This is a genomic window from Devriesea agamarum (assembly GCF_900070355.1).
Taxonomy (GTDB): Bacteria; Actinomycetota; Actinomycetes; order Actinomycetales; family Dermabacteraceae; genus Devriesea; species Devriesea agamarum.
On record NZ_LN849456.1, the window covers coordinates 1,541,900 to 1,557,190 of the forward strand.

Annotated in this window: 15 protein-coding genes; 9 read left to right on the top strand and 6 right to left on the bottom strand. The window is 57.0% G+C overall.

Annotated elements, in window-relative coordinates:
- Positions 1–152 precede the first annotated feature (152 nt).
- Genes BN1724_RS06725 through BN1724_RS06735 form a run of 3 tightly spaced genes read right to left on the bottom strand, consistent with a single transcriptional unit; the run spans position 153 to position 3,462 of the window.
- Positions 153–1,148, bottom strand: coding sequence for a carbohydrate ABC transporter permease (locus tag BN1724_RS06725; RefSeq protein WP_084252837.1), 996 nt, complete (start codon positions 1,146–1,148; stop codon positions 153–155).
- Positions 1,145–2,026 (bottom strand): carbohydrate ABC transporter permease, encoded by an 882-nt coding sequence (locus BN1724_RS06730; protein ID WP_058234742.1) that lies wholly within the window; start codon positions 2,024–2,026, stop codon positions 1,145–1,147. The genes BN1724_RS06725 and BN1724_RS06730 overlap by 4 nt, the downstream gene beginning before the upstream one ends.
- On the bottom strand, positions 2,023–3,462 hold the full coding sequence (locus BN1724_RS06735; RefSeq protein WP_231928180.1) for an ABC transporter substrate-binding protein: 1,440 nt from the start codon (positions 3,460–3,462) through the stop codon (positions 2,023–2,025). The genes BN1724_RS06730 and BN1724_RS06735 overlap by 4 nt, the downstream gene beginning before the upstream one ends.
- Positions 3,463–4,011: 549 nt before the next feature.
- Here BN1724_RS06735 and BN1724_RS06740 point away from each other — a divergent pair.
- The 4 genes from BN1724_RS06740 (at position 4,012) to BN1724_RS06755 (ending at position 9,066) form a co-directional block, all read left to right on the top strand.
- Positions 4,012–5,652, top strand: coding sequence for a S10 family peptidase (locus BN1724_RS06740; protein WP_084252838.1), 1,641 nt, complete (start codon positions 4,012–4,014; stop codon positions 5,650–5,652).
- A 256-nt stretch (positions 5,653–5,908) separates the two neighbouring features.
- Positions 5,909–8,218, top strand: a complete 2,310-nt coding sequence (locus BN1724_RS06745) for a carbon starvation CstA family protein (RefSeq protein ID WP_197671765.1) — start codon at positions 5,909–5,911, stop codon at positions 8,216–8,218.
- Positions 8,205–8,603: a YbdD/YjiX family protein gene (locus BN1724_RS13495; RefSeq protein ID WP_331709455.1), complete on the top strand. Its 399-nt coding sequence runs from the start codon at positions 8,205–8,207 to the stop codon at positions 8,601–8,603. The genes BN1724_RS06745 and BN1724_RS13495 overlap by 14 nt, the downstream gene beginning before the upstream one ends.
- Before the next feature lie 151 nt (positions 8,604–8,754).
- Entirely contained in the window at positions 8,755–9,066 is a 312-nt protein-coding gene (locus BN1724_RS06755) for a thiamine-binding protein (RefSeq protein WP_058234744.1), read from the top strand.
- An 82-nt stretch (positions 9,067–9,148) separates the two neighbouring features.
- Here the strand turns inward: BN1724_RS06755 and BN1724_RS06760 are convergent, their stop codons facing one another.
- On the bottom strand, positions 9,149–9,328 hold the full coding sequence (locus tag BN1724_RS06760) for a hypothetical protein (RefSeq protein ID WP_157085796.1): 180 nt from the start codon (positions 9,326–9,328) through the stop codon (positions 9,149–9,151).
- Positions 9,329–9,747: 419 nt separating this feature from the next.
- Here BN1724_RS06760 and BN1724_RS06765 point away from each other — a divergent pair, with 419 nt between their 5' ends.
- Both BN1724_RS06765 and BN1724_RS06770 read left to right on the top strand, forming a co-directional pair.
- Complete coding sequence (locus tag BN1724_RS06765) at positions 9,748–10,254, top strand: hypothetical protein (RefSeq protein WP_058234746.1); 507 nt, start codon at positions 9,748–9,750, stop codon at positions 10,252–10,254.
- A gap of 351 nt (positions 10,255–10,605) precedes the next feature.
- Positions 10,606–10,950, top strand: coding sequence for a Rossmann-fold NAD(P)-binding domain-containing protein (locus BN1724_RS06770; RefSeq protein ID WP_058234747.1), 345 nt, complete (start codon positions 10,606–10,608; stop codon positions 10,948–10,950).
- Positions 10,951–11,155: 205 nt separating this feature from the next.
- Here BN1724_RS06770 and BN1724_RS06775 read toward each other — a convergent pair whose 3' ends face one another.
- Complete coding sequence (locus BN1724_RS06775) at positions 11,156–11,356, bottom strand: hypothetical protein (protein WP_157085797.1); 201 nt, start codon at positions 11,354–11,356, stop codon at positions 11,156–11,158.
- On the opposite strand from BN1724_RS06775, the gene BN1724_RS06780 reads away from it, so the two are divergent.
- The 3 genes from BN1724_RS06780 (at position 11,355) to BN1724_RS06790 (ending at position 14,070) form a co-directional block, all read left to right on the top strand.
- Positions 11,355–11,984 (top strand): hypothetical protein, encoded by a 630-nt coding sequence (locus BN1724_RS06780; protein WP_058234749.1) that lies wholly within the window; start codon positions 11,355–11,357, stop codon positions 11,982–11,984. The two genes, BN1724_RS06775 and BN1724_RS06780, sit on opposite strands and share 2 nt — an antisense overlap.
- A gap of 342 nt (positions 11,985–12,326) precedes the next feature.
- Complete coding sequence (locus BN1724_RS06785) at positions 12,327–13,253, top strand: exonuclease domain-containing protein (RefSeq protein WP_058234750.1); 927 nt, start codon at positions 12,327–12,329, stop codon at positions 13,251–13,253.
- A 451-nt stretch (positions 13,254–13,704) separates the two neighbouring features.
- On the top strand, positions 13,705–14,070 hold the full coding sequence (locus tag BN1724_RS06790) for a DUF4259 domain-containing protein (protein WP_058234751.1): 366 nt from the start codon (positions 13,705–13,707) through the stop codon (positions 14,068–14,070).
- Positions 14,071–14,229: 159 nt separating this feature from the next.
- Here BN1724_RS06790 and BN1724_RS06795 read toward each other — a convergent pair whose 3' ends face one another.
- On the bottom strand, positions 14,230–14,763 hold the full coding sequence (locus tag BN1724_RS06795; protein WP_197671766.1) for an AAA family ATPase: 534 nt from the start codon (positions 14,761–14,763) through the stop codon (positions 14,230–14,232).
- Positions 14,764–15,291 lie beyond the last annotated feature (528 nt).

Sequence of the window (15,291 nt, forward strand, 5' to 3'; positions counted from 1 at the left end):
CGCGGCCGTACCTGCCGCCACTCGCGCGACCATCGCCGGCAGAGCGCGCGACCATCCTCTGCAGAGTGCACCTAATCCCTGGCACAGCGCTCACGCCTTGCCAGGGCGAACCCGGCCAGAACAATACTCAGCGCATTGTTCAGGGCGTTCTTTTATCCCTTGACGGAGCCTTCGGTGAGGCCACCGCGCCAGAACCGTTGCAGAATCAGCATGAGGATCACCAGCGGAATCACACTGACCAGCGCACCACCAATAGTCAGTGAGTAGAACTCTGGCGACCGGTTGGTCTGCGCGTTCCACGTGGTCAGTCCGAGCGTGATTGGGTACAGCGATTCATCGGCCAGCATCACCAGCGGCAGCAAATAGTTATTCCAGATCGCAACAAACTGGAATAGGAAAATCGTGACGAGCGCCGGCGCCAACTGTCGCAGTGCGAGTGAATGGAAAATCCTGAGCTCACCCGCCCCATCCAGCCGACCCGATTCAAGCAGGGAGTCGGGGATCGCGGCGTCGGCATAAATCCGAGCGAGGAACATGCCGAAGGGCGAGACCATAGAGGGAATGAGAACCGACCAGTACGTATTGGTCAGACCAAGCATGTTAAAGACAAAAAACAGCGGGAGCGCCACAGCCGTTCCCGGAACCAGCACACCACCGAGCACGAAACCGAAGATGAGATTGCGTCCGCGGAAACGATATTTAGCTAACGCATAGCCACAGGCGGCCGCAAAATACGTGGCGAGAAGTGCCCCAAGTCCGGCGTACAGCAGGGAGTTGAGGCCCCACCGCACGAATGCACCGTCATTCGCCGTGAATACGTCCTTGAGGTTTTCCCAGAGCAAAAACTTGTGCCCGAACCAGAAACCGTTGGATCCGAACAGATCTTCGGAGGATTTTGTGGCGTTAATAATCACCCAGTACAGCGGAACGAGAAAGTACAGGGCGATGACCGATAGAAGCGAGGTAACGATGATCCGCGAGGCGGCACTACGACCAGCTTCGCGTCGCACTCGGCGCGGACGCGCCGCCGCAGCCTTTGATTCTGCCGCACCAGCCACCCCAGATGCACCGGAGCTAGTACCCACACGTGGGGCTGAGGAGGGTGCTTCCTGCTGGGGCGAGGATGTCGCATTGGGTCCCGAGCTCATTTCCGTCCTCCTCGATGCGAAATAGCTAGCGCAACTGCCGACAAGATGAAGGCGGCGAGCGCAATCAACACCGCTTGGGCCGAGGCCACCCCGATGTCATGGAACTGGAACGCATAGGTGTATGCGGACAGGTTCGGCGTGAATTCTTTGTCGATGCTTGGAGCCACATCCGCTAGCACTTGCGGTTCAGCGAACAATTGCAAGGTGCCGATGATCGAGAAGATGATGGTCAGCAGTAACGCGGGGCGGATCAATGGAACTTGAATACTGCGGGCGATGCGCAGCGGTCCGGCGCCGTCGATCTTCGCGGCTTCGTAAATCTCCGGGGGAATAGATTTCAGCTGCGCCACGATAATCAGCATGTTGTACCCGGTATATGTCCAGGTCACAATGTTGGCAATAGACCAGAGAACGGTTTCTGGACTGAGGAAGTCAACCTGGATGCCCGTCCAGCTGAGCACATCGACCACGGGCGACAGACCGGGCACGTACAGGAACGACCACAAAATCGTCGCGATCACCCCGGGGATGCCGTAGGGAAGGAAATAGGCCGTGCGGAACAGCCAAGGCCAGGCCGCGGATGCGCTCTCTAGCAGCAGAGCGAGTACCGTTGCCGCAATAATCATGACGCTGACCTGCACGATACCGAATACGATCATGCGACCAATCGAATGCACGAAGTTCGGGTTACTCAGCGCCTGAATATAGTTGTCAAACCCAGCGAAGCTGGTGGTGGACCCTTCATTGCCAACTAGGCCGTGCCGAGAGACCGTGAGGAAGCTTTGCTGAATGGCGATAATGATCGGCACAATGATTGTGAGAACAAACAGCAGCAGAAACGGCGCCATCAGAATCCACGGCGCAGCTTTGTTTTTCATGACGCCTCCTCCGCATCGAGCCCAAGTCCCCGCATGATGCCAAGAACTTCCTTTTGCGCCGTGGGCATGAAATCCACTAGAGAGGGGCCACCGGAGATCCGGGCACGCAAACCGTCGCTGAGCAGGCTGTTGACTCGCTGAACAATCGGCGCCCACATCCAGTGAAGGTTTTGCCCTTCAGCCATCGGCTCAATGACCTCTTTGTTGTAGTTCTGGCCGCTGAAGTATGCGGAGGGTTTTTCTCGGCTGGCCCCGATGTAGTCCTTGGCGGGCGACCAGCCGATACCGCAGTGTTCGATCATGGCGTCGATGCCTTCGGGGGTAGAACACATCCAGACCAGGAACTCCAAGGCTTCAGCAGGGTGTTTTGAGTTGGCGAGCACGGCTGCGGCGGAACCGCCCAGCTGCGAGGATGCGAAACCGTGCGGCCACCTTGGCATCGGGGCCGCGGCCCATTTCCCTTCTCCTTCGGGAAGGCCTTCGATGAGCGCGTCGCCCCAGGATCCGCCGATGTACGAGAGCACCTCGCCTTTGCCTGCGGCCGACATCCACGGTGTCGAAAACGCTCCGTACGCGGTGGAGATGAGTTTGTCGCCGAGCATCCGGTCCCAATACTCAGCAACCTCCATGGTGCGTTCATCGGTCATTGCGACTTCCCACGCTGAGCCGTGGGGCTTAAACCAGGTGGCACCGCTTTGCTGCACGAGGAATGCGAGATACATACCGTCGCCGGGATTTAGAGTCTCCACATAGCGGCCAGAACCTGAGTCTTTCACCAGGGCTGCCAGCGTGCGGAACTCATCCCAGGTGGCTGGGGGGCTCGCCCCAATGTCGGACATCACCTCGCGGTTGTAGAACATGGCGCCGGGGCCGGTGTCCTGCGGGATGCCGTAAATACCGTCGCCGATTACCGTCTGCGACCAGGCGGATGGGGCGAAAAGCTTTTCGTGATCTTTAGCGCCGTATCGCGCAAGGTCGACCAATGCCCCGGCGAGCGCGAAGTCTGGGATGGCCCGAAGTTCAACCTGGGCGATGTCGGGACCGCCTCCGGCGGCCACGGCGGACAAGATTTTTGCATATCCGCCGGATTCTCCGCCTTGGATCCAAGTCGCTTTCACATGAATGCGGTCCTGGGTGGCGTTAAAGATATCGGCCACTTTTTGCAGGTTTTTCACCCAGGCCCAATAGGTAAGGGTGACCGGGCCGTCGGATTTCGGGATCACGGGCTGGGAGTTGACGTTCGTTCCTGCCGATAGGCTGCCGCATGCTACGAGCGCGGGTAGCCCTAAGGCGGCGGCGCCCGCGGCGAGCATCGTGCGCCGTCCGTACCGGCGCGCTGTTTCGGCAGAAGATCCAGTTATTGGCGATGCTTTTGCGGATGGCTGGTCACAGGCGGCGCGGTATCGACGCTGTGACCGGCGCGAATGTGGTGACACGTGATACTCCCTCAAGTGGAGCGGCTTTGACCCATTACACAGCCGCAGTGCTGCGCATCACAATAGCCTGCCTAGGTCCCATCGAGCAGACACCGGACAGAGCCTCGCTCGACATCGTCCGACCACTCGGCCACGGCATAGGCAACTAGGCCGGAAAGACAGGCGAGAACTCGTGCAGCATGATCGGAACACCGAGATCAGCTGTTTTCACGCTCCACCATGCGAAATTCATTCGCGACATACTGAGGAAAGCGCGTTGCTATAACCCGATAGCGCACTGGTGGATCACAATGTCACTTGCCAACGCCGTTACCGGCATACACCATTTTGACCCGACACTCCTTATTTTGGCGGCGTCTACCGCTGCATATTCTGTTCACAGTCCCGCACCGCGCCCAAACACTTCTCCCCCGACCCGCCACCTCACCAACGACACCATCGCCACGGAGCACTGAGCACTGAGCACTGAGCACTGAGCACTGAGCACTGAGCACTGAGCACTGAGCACTGAGCACTGAGCACACCATCTCACTCACCTGGAGAATTATCGTGACCGACGAGCGCAACCAGTCAAATAGCACCTATTCACATCCCAGCCCGTCTCCACGCGACACAGCCAGTGATGACCGGTTCAGCAACGACCCGGCGGATCACCACGTCACCTCGTCATCCCCATCAACGCCGACCGACCATCTGTGCACCACCGAGCATGTGCTACACCTGCCCGATAGGGACCTTCGGTACACCGCAATCACAGGCACCCGAGTCCTGTGCGAGGAACTGACCGGATCTGGCGGCGGTGAGACTGGGGGCTCCGGATCGAAGGCCGTCGGATCGAGTAGTGCCGGCCCCTCATCCGAGACAGGAGGGCGCAGCGGTTACAGCCGGGCAGTGCCGTACGCCGAAGTGTTTTCCGTCAGTTATATCGCTCAGGATCGTGACCCTCAGCGCCCGGTGGTTTTCGCCTTTAACGGCGGCCCCGGCTCGTCAACCGTGTGGCTACATCTGGGAATGCTTGGTCCTAAGCGGGTGGACAGCGGCGATGTCGATCATCTCACCCCGCCGCCGTACGGCCTGCACGACAATCTTCACACCGTTCTCAGGGACGCCGACCTCGTCTGTATCGACCCTATGACCACCGGTTTCACCCGTCCGACGGTCGGACAGCAGCACGACCGGCACCACGGATTTGAGGCTGACCGCGATCTGGTGGCCTCTTTTATCATCGACTGGCTCACCCGCCACAATCGCTGGTTGTCTCCGAAATTCATTCTCGGCGAGTCCTACGGCACCACCCGTGCAGCGGCGCTTGCCGGGCACCTATTTTCGCGGTACTACCTCGCGCTCAACGGGGTGGTGCTTATCTCCCCGGTGCTGGACTTCGCGACGCTTTTGTTCAACCAGGGAAACGACTCCGCATACGTTCACTATCTTCCTACCTACGCTGCTATTGCGCACTACCACGGTAAGCACGAAGGACGTTCTCTGGAGGAGGTAGTTGCCGAGGCCACCGCGTTTGCCGACGGGCCCTACCAGGGACTTCTCGCCGCCGGTCACCGTTTGACCGCTGTCCAGCGCCGAGAGGCGGTGCAGAGCATCGCGGGGCTGACGGGGCTTCACCCGGACTACGTCGATCGGGCGAACTTGCGGATCGAACACCAGCACTTTTTCGCTGAGCTGCTGCGCGACCAGCACCGTCTTACCGGCCGTATCGACGGGCGTTTCACCATGCCTGCGGGTGATGCCAACGCGGCAACCGCCGACGATGACCCGTCCATCAGCGCGCTAGCCCCCGCATATACGGCGGGGATTAACCACTATCTCAGCTCAGACCTTGGCTTTCACACAGACATTGTCTATGAGGTCATGAGCGCCCGAGTTTACCCGTGGAGCTACAGCAGCTTCGAGAACTGCACGGTCAATGTCAGCGAAGACCTCGCCTCCGCAATGCGAGCCGTACCAGCCTTGCGCGTACTCGTGATGCACGGTTACCACGACGGGGCAACACCGTTCCATGCCTCTGAACATGCGCTGGCTCATCTCGCAATCCCTGAGCAGGATTACCACAGCAGATTGCGAGTGGAGTACTACCCTGCCGGGCACATGATGTACGTGCATGAACCATCTCGGATCGCCATGTCGCAGCACCTCTCGGAGTTCATCGCAGACGATAGCGCGCAGAATAGGTAACTCGATATATCCCCTCACCGGATAGTGAGGCTATAACCCACCGAAACATCTGGAAACAGGTTTACCCGGCATCGAGCTCGGTGTCGAGTGACCGTCCACACGACATACAGCAGAGATTAGATACGCCTGCGTCGCATCCATTAGCGCTGGCCAGAACCGGGTGCGATCTCCTGATTTGGTCGAGCTGTGACGTCCTTGCGTTCGCCCTGTATGGTTATCCGCGCTACGTCAGTGCCGACCCGAGGTTTCCCCCATCATGACCGACTCTCCGCATTCACCCTCCTCGCCCACGGGGTCATCCGCGTCTGACGCGGATATCCGCCCACCGGTGACAGTCGCCGGCCCAGTTGACCCCAATTCTTTGTCTCCTGAGGCCCCGAAGCACACCCGCTGGACCCCGGCATCTATTGCGCTATGGAGTGGCATCGCCCTCCTCGGAGGCATCGCCTGGTTTATGCTCGCGATCTATCGCGGGGAAAGCGTCAACGCTATCTGGTTCGTGTTTGCCGCCGTGTGCTCGTACTTCATCGCATACCGCTTTTACGCGAAGTACATCCAGGACAAACTGATCCGACCCAATGATCGCCGGGCCACCCCCGCCGAATACAGCTACGACGGCAAAGACTTCGTGCCCACCGACCGTCGCATCCTGTATGGCCACCACTTCGCTGCCATCGCCGGGGCTGGGCCTCTGGTCGGTCCCGTGCTCGCCGCACAGATGGGGTACCTGCCGGGCACGATCTGGATTATCGTCGGCGTGATCCTCGCCGGAGCAGTACAGGACTACCTAGTCCTGTTCACATCCATGCGCCGCGGAGGACGCTCGCTTGGCCAGATGGCCCGCGACGAACTCGGCCTGGTCGGCGGCATCGCCGCCTTCATCGCGACCCTGTCGATCATGCTGATTATCGTCGCGATCCTCGCCATGGTGGTGGTCAATGCGCTCGGCGAATCCACCTGGGGCGTCTACAGCGTGGGTCTGACCATCCCGATCGCACTGTTCATGGGTTTTTACCTGCGTTATATCCGGCCAGGCAAGGTCATGGAAGTGTCCCTGATCGGCTGTGCGCTGCTGCTGTTCGCCATTATCTCCGGCCGCTGGGTCTCTGAGACGGACTGGGGCCAGGCTCTGTTCCACCTCGATCGTCCTTTGATCGCCTGGATCATCATCATCTACGGTTTCCTCGCCGCGGTGCTCCCGGTGTGGATGCTGCTCGCCCCGCGCGACTACCTATCGACATTCATGAAGGTCGGAACAATCGTGATGTTGGCGATCGCGATTGTGCTCGTGCGGCCCGAGATCACTGTTCCGGCTGTCACCAAGTACGCCTCCACCGGCGACGGACCCGTCTTCAGCGGCGCTTTATTCCCGTTCCTCTTCGTAACAATCGCGTGTGGCGCACTGTCGGGCTTCCACGCCATGATCGCGTCCGGCACCACGCCGAAGCTCGTAGAGAAGGAATCGCAGACTCGCCTGATCGGTTACGGCGGCATGTTGATGGAATCCTTCGTGGCCATCATGGCGCTAGTCGCTGCGGTCTCTGTTGACCAGGGCATCTACTACGCGATGAACTCGGCATCCTCGGCCACCGGCGGCACCGTTGAATCGGCCGCCGCGTTCGTCAACTCGCTCGGCCTCACCGGCGTGCACGTCACACCCGCAGAACTCTCGGAGACCGCCCGACTCGTCGGCGAAGAATCCGTGGTCTCCCGCACCGGCGGTGCCCCAACCCTGGCGGTCGGGCTCTCGCACATCATGCATCAGCTGGTCGGCGGCGAAAGCATGATGAGTTTCTGGTACCACTTCGCGATTATGTTTGAGGCCCTGTTCATCCTCACGTCCGTGGACGCAGGCACCCGTGTCGCCCGCTTCATGGCTTCCGACGCGCTCGGTAACATCTACCCGCGGTTCCGCGACCTGAATTGGCGACTCGGCGCATGGATTACCACCGCGCTGATGGTGGCGGGTTGGGGATCCATCCTGGTCATGGGCGTGAATGACCCCCTGGGCGGCATCAACACCCTCTTCCCACTGTTCGGCATCGCGAACCAGCTACTCGCGGCGGTCGCCCTGTCGATTTGTATGGTGATCTTCGCCCGCAAGGGACGACGCTGGCTGCTGCTCATCGTTGCGGTACCGATGTACTTCACAGCGGTGATCACCGTGTACGGCTCCTATCTGAAGATCTTCTCTCCCAACCCCTCCATCGGCTATTTCGCCAACCACTTCGCCTACAAGGAGGCACTGGCCGCGGGAAAGACGTCACTGGGTAGCGCTAAAACCGTTGAGGCAATGCAAACCGTCGTCAGTAATACCCTGATCCAGGGTTCACTCTCGGTGCTGTTCGTGGTGTGCGGCCTGATCGTCATGATCGTCGCCACCTGGCGCACGCTGCAGGCTCTGCGCGGTGTCAAGCTGATCGATACCGAAGATCCCATCACCCCGTCGAAGATCTTCGCACCGCATGGCATGATCCCCACGCCCGCCGAACGTGAGCTGGAAAAAAAGTGGCAGGCCTACTATGCGAAGCATCCTGAAGAGGACCTTTCCGGTGTCTCGCACTGAGTTCTCGCCGAGCGGATCGGATGCGGGCCGCCGTGGCATCGGCGCGGCAAGTTCGGATCTGAGGTCGGATGGCGCGGCGGGTTTGGAAGCGGATGCAACGTGCCATGAGGTGAGCGCACACCATTGCGGACCTGATACAGGGCGCCAGGATAAGGGTGCTGTGCACCTGAAGGCGCGGCCGCGGAGTGAGCTCACCAGTTACATCGGGTCTGCTTGGAAAGCGTTCCGGCGGTTCTCCCGCGGCGTGCTCGGGTCTGACGCCTACGACAAATATCTGACGCACCACCGGGTCAGCGGATGCCCCCACCCGCCTCTCAGCGAACGCGAATTTTGGCGGCAGACCTACCGCGATATGGATGAGAACCCTCGCGGACGGTGCTGCTGACGCGAAGCGGTGCTGACAACGGCGAGCCCCATGGGCGCTCATAGCGCTAAGCGCCAAATACTCGTGAGCATGTGAGGCGTAGTGCTTGACTGGGGTTGTACCCGATAGCGCAGGTGCTCGTCTCTCGGGGAGCACGACGAAAGGACCTCCCATGCTCATCGCGTTTTCTATCGCCCCCTCCGGCACCGGACGTGCCGACGGTTCCGTGCACGACGCGGTTGCCGCGGCAGTGAAAGTCGTACGCGACTCCGGCCTTCCGAACCGAACCAGCAGCATGTTCACCGAAATTGAGGGCAGCTGGGACGAGGTGTTCGACGTCGTCAAACGCGCCACCGAGGCGGTCGAACCCTACGGTTCACGCATCTCGCTGGTGCTGAAGGCAGATATCCGCCCAGGCTATGAGGGCGAGATCAACGGCAAGTTGGAACGGTTAGAGCGCGCCATCGACGAGCAGGCTAACTAGCGGCAGCGCACATCGGGTCTGATCGGATCGTCCGCAACCACGGGCGTTTCACACCCGATTCAGGCCCAAGAAAGGACTGAGGCTATACGAACTTTGCCGTGAGCCCGTCGATTAAACGGTCAAACATCCGCGGAGCAACCTCGTCGAAACCTGGACCGAACTGGCTAAAGAGTTCGGCGCTAATCGCACCAACAATGGCGCACCAGGCTTCCATCGTGTTGGCCATAGCCACCGGGGTGGAGTCGATACCGAGGTCGGTCATGCTGCTTTCTAAGAAAGCGGTGTATTCGTCACCCAGACTGTCGCGGCGACCGCTCTGACATATTGCCGAGTGCACGGTCAGCTCACGTCACCCTGACTTCGCAGGACGCCAACATCAATATCAAACTCAGTCGAGTTTTAGTAACGCTTTTAACTACGCCAAAGATGCGAAATATCACAATATTAGCGATAAGATATATCCTGATATAACTTCCATAATCGAATCACAGAATGGTAACGATTTTGGGGCAATTCCCGCCACCTAACCTCTTCGCCGCTAGATTCCGATTACCAACTCGCCATGAAATTTGGTGAGCAAACCACACACAGGAGTATGGTCATGCACCTCAAAAGGTCTTAGCCATTGCCACTTCAACCGCCGTCCTACTCTCTGGGGCAGGGGCGGCATCGGCCCTAACTGTGCCGTCACAAAAATCTCCAACCTCATATCTTGCTTCGTCACGGACAGGCGATTTCGATTTCGGAAGCGCATACCTGATAGATTTTCAAGATGAGGGCGCCACAGCCAGCCCCGTCGAAGGACTCGAGCTCATAGAGTCGATCCCAGACTCGGCACTGATAAGCCAGGAAGCATTTAATGAATGGGTCGCAACAGTCCCACAATTTAGGGGACTTGTATCGTGCGGAATCGAGATCACAACGGCACTTGTAACCAATGCATTCGCCATCGCTAAAATTGCGAAGATTAAGTCTGCGATTAAAGCCGCAGGGGGTGCAAAAAAGTTTGCAGAGAAAGCTATCAGCGCCTTCAAAGAAGCAAAGAAAAATGGAAAACCAAACAAAGAAGCACTCAGTATCGCAGCCAACGAGGCCGCTAAAGTTGGGGGCAAGGAAGCGGTAGTTGCCGTTCTGGATTTTTTCTCAGTTAACTCGGTGCTTAAAGACTGTTTTGGAGTTGATCTTTAAATGAAAGCCGGTCCAGACAATTCACCTTCCCTTTCCCGTATCACCTGGCGAGGGCTACTATGCATAGCCCTAGCCTTAACCTGCAAACAGTTCATTCCGGAACCATTTGGGTTAGTACTGGGAGTAGTTTTTGCATTATTTGGCTGTTTTTACTTCATTCTTTTTATCTTTAAGGGTGGAATGAAAAATTAAATTTTAATTCAATCTAATTTGACGCACCAAAAGAAATATTCAAAATCTTCCGCTATTGCACGCTGTCCCTCATTGAGGACACCGACCGCAGCAACGAGCGGCTCCGTCGCGTTGACGACCACGATTAAACCTGCGGTACACGGGAAACAATGTTGGGCCTTGGGCGTCCCAAACCTTCCCCACTCGCTCACCTATATTCCCGACCTCGCCGAAGCCATAGTGTGGTGCGCCGCTCACGCAGACAGTTTGAGCCACGACCGTGTTCTGCACACGTCGACTCTTCCACCGAGTTCGCTGAGGCAGATTGCTTACCACCTCACCGATAAACCAATGTTCACCCGGGTTCCGACCTGGATGCTGCAAGCCGTTGGACTCATACATCCAATGGTCCGCGAACGTGCCCGCATGTCATACCTGTGGACGGGCCCCTGCACACTCAATCCAGGAGTGCTCGAAGAACACGGTCTCGCACCGACGGTGCTGGATAGACAGTTAGCACATTAGCGATCTTTTGATCCGGACGACGGCTCACCCCTCCGCCAAAAGGGCATTGGATGCACACCGACACCCTGATAGCTCTACATTGGGATACCTAAAACGAAGTACCGCATGCCCGACCAATCAAACACGGCGAGCAGAACACCGCCACAAACTGGAGTTATGACGCAGACGATCCGTATCGTTACAGGGTATATCCAGCCGACTCATGCTATATACTCAGTTCCATGCGAAAAAGCTCAGTTCTACTAAACACTGGAAAACTAGTCATTGGCATTGCTGCCGTCACGTTTTTCATATTTTCCATAATAAAGAAAGTTAACGCCCCATTTGACACCCCTGAGCCAAGCTCTTTCTTTGAATCGACATACTTTATCGTCGCAGCAGGCATCATCGGATTCATACTATTCATGTCGGGAATATCGCGTCTCGTCATCGGGGCTTTCCAAGGTCCGCACAGCGCCGCCAAGCTGGTCCCAGGGGTGGGCACCATCGAACAGGTCGAAATGACTGGGCTCGAAATCAACGGAATCCGCGTCTATAAACTGGCCATGCGTGTCACCGACAAGGACTCGAACGAGTTTCACGGCACTCTAAAAGCCCCCATCCCTCCCCATCAAACCCAAGGTTTAATTCCGGGAGCAATGCTTCCCGTGGGTTTCAAACCAGAAAAACCCGAGAAACTGTACCCGCTACCTAGCGAGCGCGTAGGCGAGGTTAACGACCTACTGCAGCAGGACCGGATCAAAAAAGGGCTCTCCGACCAGGAAAGCGTTGAAACCGTTAAACGAGGCGTAAGTGTGACCGGCGTTGTAGTGGAGTCGACCCCCACGGGTGAAGTCCGCGACGGACACACCGCGCTCGATATCACGGTTCGCTTTGCCCGCGCAGATCAGCCCAGCGAGTTCATCGACCGCACCAAGACCGTCTACCTACAGCCCCAGCAGGTCGCTAATGTGGCGGTAGGCAGGCAGGTTCAGGTCTTCTATCGCCCTGAGGATGATGCCTACATCGCGATGGGTATCGCCGCGAACGGGTAGGTTTAAGCCATCCTTGTGCTCAACTCAGTTGCGGTACACGCCTGCCCCTATGCGCTACTTTGATTTGCTATCCAGCCGGGTTCAATAAAAAGCAGCACATAGCCCCAAGGGCAGTGAGCATGACGGTTACGATCACCCCGCGAGAGGTCATATTTCCCCATCTACCCCTGGGAGTATTCCGAATCGGCAATGAACGGCACGGGCTCGGCAGCGTTTGCCATCCCGACGAAATCCTGGTCTCGAAAGATCTGATACCCGAGCACCGAAATACTGCAGATTCACTACTTCGCAAGATGCCCAGTGACTACAATCGACACATAACGTTCTCGAGAGTGGAGTGTCATGCGATCCTTCGTAGCTATTGATTTTGAAACGGCGAATGAACAGCGCAGCTCTGCCTGCGCGATTGGGCTCGTTCGATACAGCGATCACGGCGAAGTCGAGGATCGTTTTTACAGCTTGATTCACCCGCACCCCAGCGTTGACTACTTCAGCGCCGTCAATACTTGGGTTCATGGCATCACGGCTCGGGACGTTGCTGAGGCACCACAATGGTCAGACATTGTAGGCACGGTGGAAAGCTTCATAGAAGATAAGCCCATCGTCGCGCACAACATGGCTTTTGATGGCTACGTCTTGTCCGACCTTGCCAAACTGTACGAGCTGGACCCCATCACCAACAGAAAGTTCTGCACAGTTCGTTTAGCACGGCGGATGCTTGCGGACAAGCTCGAGAGAAAAAGCCTGGATGACGTATTCGACTACTACTTCCCGGGCGAGTCCTTCCAACACCACAACGCCACGGCTGATGCCGAAGCATGCGGAAGAATATTTATCCGTATGCAACAGGACTACAGCTTTGAAGACATCGAGCAACTATGCCCCGTAACCAGGGTCCGAAATTACCAACCTGGCCCCGCGGCAGGGGCTCTTCGCAACCGGAAAACTGTCGATGAACTCGTCGAGATATACGGAAAAAACAAGGAAGCACTGCGCGGACATCATGTTGTTTTCACGGGAGTTTTACGGCTTGGACGGAGGCCGGCACTCCAAGAACTAGTTCGCGCCACCGGCGGGATGGCGGATAAAAGTATCACCATGAAAACGACAATGCTTGTGGTAGGGATAGTCAACCCTCGTCACTGGGTTGAGGGAACGTCCGCATCGAAAAAAATGTTCAAAGCGAGCCAGCTCAGAGAAGCAGGCTCACCCATCGAAGTGGTCACTGAAGAGGAGTTCTTTAACCGGCTGACCGATGAACAATACTGACGAGCTATTCGCATGCCGCTGGAGTGACCACGCGGCGGCGCCTTGAAAAGGTAATAACGATGACATGTGAATGACGACGATACTAGCCTTGCCAATAATGGAACAGGGCTCCCACTTTTCGATCTTAGATTTAACTCCGCGCAGGTGAGCGCTGGTTCTCGTTTTTGAGACCAGGTCATGCCGCGCGCGAGTATGCGGTGAACTCTGGAAGTCCGGCGTTACTGTATTTTGACCTCCTCCTCAATCAGGACATCGTGACACTCCAGCGCTTCAACGGCATCCGATTCCAAGAAATCAACAATAATCGACCGGTACTTGTGAGCAAGAGACTATATACGCTGGCTCTTAGGGCCCTCAGCAATACATCCGTGGGCACAGCCCAATCCGGATAACACATTCTCAATTGATTGAACTGAACTCATCCCACATCGAAATCAAGTAGCCTTATGGCATGGCAGCTTGGGATCTTGGACCTTTCGATAACGACGGCGCGATGGATTTGGTCGCAGACATCAGCGACGGCGAGTTTGACGACCTCGACGACGTGCTCGACGTCAGCGATTATATTGACTCAGATCAGGGTGAGATGATCATTGCTCTCGCGCATCTCGCGGCGGGTCACTTTCCTGCGGATCAGGATGAGCTCACAGCTGACCATGTCTCGTTCCTAAAGTCGCCTGATATCCGCGCGAAGCTGCGCACTGCCCTGGAAGCAGTGCTCTCCACCAGTGAACGATCCGAACTCGTCGAACTATGGGAAGAGTCAGACGAGTTGGAGGAGTGGAAAGCGGCGTCGCACGTCGAACTAGCTGGCTGACTACTAAGCTCGTTCAGTTCTCCGTGTGGACATTGCACTCGCCACCATCGCCATTCATAGGCAGCACATCGATGCATATTGGTGGTGTGAGTGCGAGCACCCAAGTTTCTTCAACTGTAGCGCTTGAGGTTCCGAGGGCTGAGGTTTCGACGCTGTCTGCTAGCGTGCACTTTGGGTTGCAGCGATTGCGTCAAGGATTATTCGTGACGCGTGGGAAACAGAGGCGGTCGCGGTATCAATTCTGAGGTCGGCTCCGTCCCAGCGCTCGTATTCGCGTTGCTGGACAGCCTGCCAGTCCGGCAATTTGAGTCTGGGGACGGACACGGTGCGGTTTTCTACTCGTCGGCGGTGCTCAGCCGTATCCGTGCAGAACAGTTCAATGTTAATTATCGTGGCATCGCGGTCGCTTGCAGCGTTATTCCACGCCTGTCGGGTAAAACCGAGCGGGTTGACGCACTCGACAACGACAACTGCGCCCGGTACCAATAGATCGCGAGTGAGGGCATATCCCACCTCGTAGCCCGCCCCCTGCACACCGTCGGACCCCATCTCCCCGGAGTCCCTTAGCGCTTGCTCAATCGTATCGATCCGCAGATAAACGATGCTGGGCCTCCGCGAACGCATAGCGGCAGCGATAGTCGATTTACCCGTGGCAGGAAGTCCACCCAGGACGACGAGGACAGGCTTATTCACGCCTTCCAATATATCAATCAGCGCCGTTTCCAAACGGAGTATCCCCTACATCCAGAAAGAGAACATCCCAAAATCTTATTTTTTCTTCAAATTTAAGATCCGAAAGTGGAGACTCCCAACTTTCTATTTCGAGCAAAGCAAGACTCTCCACTGGGGTCTAAACATTGCTCTGATCCGTGACACTATTTTAAACCCGGCAATTCAAGCAGCTCTGACTGTCGTTCCAGCCCCTCGCCTACGACGATGTAAAGCACAGAACCCCAGATAAACCCCGATTATTTCGCACGCGAGAGAATCTCTCTTCGCTACATTCGCCACCTGGATGACGCAGCATCAGACTTGAAATCAAAGGTACAGCTATTAAAACGCAAATGACCATCTCCTCTTGGATGGAGAGCGGAAACTACTGCAACAGCACAGTAGCTAGCACCAGCACGATCAGCGATACCACTCCAACCCGAATGGCACTCTTGTTTATCGTGAACGGGCGTCTCATGATAAACAAGAGTTCCGTTTGTTGAACCACTG

What these genes read in the sequence shown, in the direction of transcription:
- BN1724_RS06725 (WP_084252837.1), bottom strand. Translation starts at nt 1,148, where the DNA reads ATGAGCTCGGGACCCAATGCGACATCCTCGCCCCAGCAGGAAGCACCC.
- BN1724_RS06730 (WP_058234742.1), bottom strand. Translation starts at nt 2,026, where the DNA reads ATGAAAAACAAAGCTGCGCCGTGGATTCTGATGGCGCCGTTTCTGCTG.
- BN1724_RS06745 (WP_197671765.1), top strand. Translation starts at nt 5,909, where the DNA reads ATGACCGACTCTCCGCATTCACCCTCCTCGCCCACGGGGTCATCCGCG.
- BN1724_RS06755 (WP_058234744.1), top strand. Translation starts at nt 8,755, where the DNA reads ATGCTCATCGCGTTTTCTATCGCCCCCTCCGGCACCGGACGTGCCGAC.
- BN1724_RS06760 (WP_157085796.1), bottom strand. Translation starts at nt 9,328, where the DNA reads ATGACCGACCTCGGTATCGACTCCACCCCGGTGGCTATGGCCAACACG.
- BN1724_RS06780 (WP_058234749.1), top strand. Translation starts at nt 11,355, where the DNA reads ATGTCGGGAATATCGCGTCTCGTCATCGGGGCTTTCCAAGGTCCGCAC.
- BN1724_RS06775 (WP_157085797.1), bottom strand. Translation starts at nt 11,356, where the DNA reads ATGAATAGTATGAATCCGATGATGCCTGCTGCGACGATAAAGTATGTC.
- BN1724_RS06785 (WP_058234750.1), top strand. Translation starts at nt 12,327, where the DNA reads ATGCGATCCTTCGTAGCTATTGATTTTGAAACGGCGAATGAACAGCGC.
- BN1724_RS06790 (WP_058234751.1), top strand. Translation starts at nt 13,705, where the DNA reads ATGGCAGCTTGGGATCTTGGACCTTTCGATAACGACGGCGCGATGGAT.